General features: G+C 52.5%; 8 protein-coding genes. All 8 read right to left on the reverse strand.

Annotated elements, in window-relative coordinates:
- Window positions 1-63: 63 nt before the first annotated feature.
- The gene (locus ACIQ5B_RS10690; RefSeq protein ID WP_324476838.1) at window positions 64-336 is read right to left on the reverse strand and encodes a hypothetical protein; all 273 of its coding nucleotides are present in this window, start codon (window positions 334-336) and stop codon (window positions 64-66) included.
- Between the two features lie 10 nt (window positions 337-346).
- Window positions 347-670: a hypothetical protein gene (locus ACIQ5B_RS10695; protein ID WP_397599001.1), complete on the reverse strand. Its 324-nt coding sequence runs from the start codon at window positions 668-670 to the stop codon at window positions 347-349.
- An 18-nt stretch (window positions 671-688) separates the two neighbouring features.
- Window positions 689-988, reverse strand: a complete 300-nt coding sequence (locus tag ACIQ5B_RS10700; protein ID WP_397599002.1) for a hypothetical protein — start codon at window positions 986-988, stop codon at window positions 689-691.
- Window positions 985-1143 carry a hypothetical protein gene (locus ACIQ5B_RS10705; RefSeq protein ID WP_397599003.1) on the reverse strand — a complete coding sequence of 53 codons (159 nt, stop codon included), beginning with the start codon at window positions 1141-1143 and terminating at the stop codon, window positions 985-987. The genes ACIQ5B_RS10700 and ACIQ5B_RS10705 overlap by 4 nt, the downstream gene beginning before the upstream one ends.
- Window positions 1144-1169: 26 nt before the next feature.
- Entirely contained in the window at window positions 1170-1553 is a 384-nt protein-coding gene (pspC, locus tag ACIQ5B_RS10710) for an envelope stress response membrane protein PspC (RefSeq protein WP_397599004.1), read from the reverse strand.
- Between the two features lies 1 nt (window position 1554).
- On the reverse strand, window positions 1555-1842 hold the full coding sequence (gene pspB, locus ACIQ5B_RS10715) for an envelope stress response membrane protein PspB (protein ID WP_397577133.1): 288 nt from the start codon (window positions 1840-1842) through the stop codon (window positions 1555-1557).
- A 4-nt stretch (window positions 1843-1846) separates the two neighbouring features.
- Complete coding sequence (pspA, locus tag ACIQ5B_RS10720; RefSeq protein ID WP_397599005.1) at window positions 1847-2530, reverse strand: phage shock protein PspA; 684 nt, start codon at window positions 2528-2530, stop codon at window positions 1847-1849.
- Between the two features lie 109 nt (window positions 2531-2639).
- The gene (locus tag ACIQ5B_RS10725; RefSeq protein WP_397599006.1) at window positions 2640-2828 is read right to left on the reverse strand and encodes a hypothetical protein; all 189 of its coding nucleotides are present in this window, start codon (window positions 2826-2828) and stop codon (window positions 2640-2642) included.
- Window positions 2829-3051: the final 223 nt, after the last annotated feature.

Raw genomic sequence — 3051 nt, forward strand, 5'->3', positions numbered from 1 at the left:
CGCCGATGATGATGTAGAAGTTGGGATCCTGTTGCATGGTCCTTCCTTTCCGTCCGCGCGCCGTTACCGGCTGCGCAGTTCCTCAATCTGACGGTTGATATCACTCGTATTATTGTTGTCTGTCGCGATGCGTTCCAAAACCTGAATGCGTTCTTTCAAGGCACGAATTTCGTCCTGCATCTGCTGCGTATCCGCATTGTTCAAAAGACGGTGGGTTTTCGTGCCCATGAAATTTTCGTCTTCAACGATTCCGTGCTTTGCCTTTTGCTTCGTCTGGATAACCCTGCCGATCGTGATGATGGCAATGATTGCGACGACCATTTGAAACGGATCCATTACGTCCTCCTCAATTCGAAGGCCCGCGAAGGGCCTCTATTTCAGATGTTAACCGGTGGCTGTCATCGACGATGATTTTTTCGACATTGGCGAGGCGGTCCTTGATTGAGCCGATTTCTGCGCGCAGCTGCGCGTTTTCTTGGCTCAACAATTTTACGCGTTCGACGGCTTCCTGATCGGTTTTTGGATAGACTGCACCCCATGCGCCATCAAGCGGATATCCATTTTTGATGCGCATCCATGTGGTGAGCACCCATCCTACCGAAATTGCGACAACGCCAATTCCTATCATGGGGCCGATGGCCGTGATCATTGCTAGCTTGTCAGGGTCCATAGCTTCCTCCAATGCGCTTCAGCGTAGTTTTCCAATTTCTTCGGAAAGACGCCCGGCCTTATCCGTGACGATCCGTTCCAAGACGGCGACCCGTTCTTCCAGACGACCAACCTTGCCATTCAGCGTTTCATTTTCGTTGCTGAGCAGCATGATTTTGCGCTCCGCTTCGGGATAGTCGCCATCTGTCAGCGCGGTCTTGCCGCCCCATTCATCTTCCAACGGATAGCCATGTTTGGCGCGGATCCAGTTGTTGATGAGCCACCCAACTGTCACCAGTGCAACAATTGCAATGACGAAATTTGGTCCCGCAAAACTCATTTGAATTCCTTCCATGGCAGGCGGCGTGTGACGGGCCGGATGGGGCTATTGCGGAAATCAACGCTCCAGTTTCGGCGATCCGCCTTGCGTTTCTTCTGCGCGAAGTGGCGATATGCAAACCACCCAATCAGCCCGAGAATGATAAGCGTGAACATGAACATTCCTTCCAATCTGTCGCCGTTTATCGAAGGCTCTCGATCTCGTCCGCCAGCTGCTTGTTATTGCTGACATAATAGGTTTCCATTTCGGCCAGCCGACGGTCGATTTCCCGGAAGCGCGAACGAATGTCGCGTGTTGTGCGGGCAGGTGACTGACGCACGCCCTGCCAGAATTTCTGGTCTTGGCGGTCATCGGTATAGAGATGGACTGGCTTCGGATTGGCCATCCAAGCGGTGATGACATAGGCAATCAGGGTCCACGGAAAACCGCCCATCAGGGTAAGCATCACCGTGCCGAGCCGAACCCAGAGGACGTCCACGCCGGTATAGTCGGCAATCCCGGCGCAAACGCCTTTCCATTTCGCATTCATCTTATCGAGATAGAATTTGGTATGTGTACCAGCCATTTTAGCGGTTCCTTTCCAGCCTGCGGACATTTTCGGGGTCGAAATCTTTTGTTTCGTGATCGATGCGACGTGGCTGCCATTCAGGATTTTCCTGGGCGACCAGACGCTCAACGGTATCAAGGCGATCTTCGAGACGACGGGCAAGTTCGTTCATGTCGCCGAGCATCCGCTCGTCATCATTGGTGAGCGTTGCCGCGGTTTTCCAGCGTGTGACATAATGCAGGATGATCCAAGGCAAGCCAATAAACAGTATGCCGCAAACGAAAATGGGGACGACAGTATCTTCCATTGGTTCAACCTTCCTTCTGTGCGTCTTGTTTCATGGCTTTTTTCATCGCTTCCAGCTCGGCATCTACAATGTCGAAGGACTCAAGCGCGGCGATTTCGTCGCCCAAGCTGCGTGGGGCGTCTGAACCGATGGACAGCGAGTCTGCATAGCCCTGCGCTTCATCCACCCGGCGTTCGAGCACGTCAAAGCGAGAGAAAGCCTCGCGAACCTTGTCGCCATTATACATGGTGCGCAGCTTGACCTGATTTTCGGCGCTTTCAAGACGCGTCATCAGCGCGTTCTGACGGCTGCGGGCGTCGGCGAGCTTTTTCTGCAGCTTGTGAATATCTTGCTCCGAAGCTTTCAACGCATCGTTGAGAACATCAACTTCCGCTGTCAGCTGGTCCTTCATATCGGTGGCCTTGCGCTTTTCGACCAAGGCCGCCTTGGCAAGGTCTTCGCGATCTTTTGACAGCGCGAGATGGGCCTTGTCGGTCCAGTCAGCTTCAAGCGTGTTTAACTTGTCAATGTGCCGGCGCAGCTCTTTTTGGTCCGCGATCGTCCGGGCGGCGGAAGCGCGGACTTCAACCAAGGTTTCTTCCATTTCCAGAATGATCATGCGGATCATCTTCGCTGGGTCTTGCGACTTGTCGAGCAAGTCCGTGACGTTGGCGGCGATGATATCGCGGGTTCGTGAAAATATGCCCATTGGGTAACTCCGGTTAAAACTGTTCAATTGCGTACTAAAAAAAGGGGGCGACCGGGTACCTTTAGGAGGTAGGGGGAGCCGGGGGTACTCCGGTCGCAGGCAATCGATGTCAGGCAAGATAGCTGACAACTATTGGCCGATGGGTGTAATTTGGGACGTTCATGTTAATATCGTCATAATGGTTGAGAACCGAAACGGCGTAACTGGTGAAGATCATCGACACGGACAGGGCGACTGCCAGCCATAGACGGCTTTCGCTTCCATTTGCCTTGTCGCTGGTTCCGATATCTTTACGCATCTTGTGTCTTCCCTTTTGCATGCCGGTGATATTCCGGCTTGCAAGATGTATTGCAGGGAGCGTGCCAATTTGAAAAATTGTCGGATTTCCGCCATTTGTGAAAAAATGTGACATTCGGGCGCTGGTAATTATTGCCACACTATGGTGAAATATGCCAATCTTTGAAAATGGAACGCGATAGTCATCAATTCATTGGACAATCGTCCGCTTTTCTTGATGCCGT

Source organism: Sphingorhabdus sp. (assembly GCF_044374345.1).
GTDB lineage: Bacteria > Pseudomonadota > Alphaproteobacteria > Sphingomonadales > Sphingomonadaceae > Sphingorhabdus_B.

What these genes read in the sequence shown, in the direction of transcription:
- ACIQ5B_RS10690 (WP_324476838.1), bottom strand. Translation starts at nt 336, where the DNA reads ATGGATCCGTTTCAAATGGTCGTCGCAATCATTGCCATCATCACGATC.
- pspB (WP_397577133.1), bottom strand. Translation starts at nt 1,842, where the DNA reads ATGGAAGATACTGTCGTCCCCATTTTCGTTTGCGGCATACTGTTTATT.
- pspA (WP_397599005.1), bottom strand. Translation starts at nt 2,530, where the DNA reads ATGGGCATATTTTCACGAACCCGCGATATCATCGCCGCCAACGTCACG.
- ACIQ5B_RS10705 (WP_397599003.1), bottom strand. Translation starts at nt 1,143, where the DNA reads ATGTTCACGCTTATCATTCTCGGGCTGATTGGGTGGTTTGCATATCGC.
- ACIQ5B_RS10700 (WP_397599002.1), bottom strand. Translation starts at nt 988, where the DNA reads ATGAGTTTTGCGGGACCAAATTTCGTCATTGCAATTGTTGCACTGGTG.
- ACIQ5B_RS10695 (WP_397599001.1), bottom strand. Translation starts at nt 670, where the DNA reads ATGGACCCTGACAAGCTAGCAATGATCACGGCCATCGGCCCCATGATA.
- pspC (WP_397599004.1), bottom strand. Translation starts at nt 1,553, where the DNA reads ATGGCTGGTACACATACCAAATTCTATCTCGATAAGATGAATGCGAAA.
- ACIQ5B_RS10725 (WP_397599006.1), bottom strand. Translation starts at nt 2,828, where the DNA reads ATGCGTAAAGATATCGGAACCAGCGACAAGGCAAATGGAAGCGAAAGC.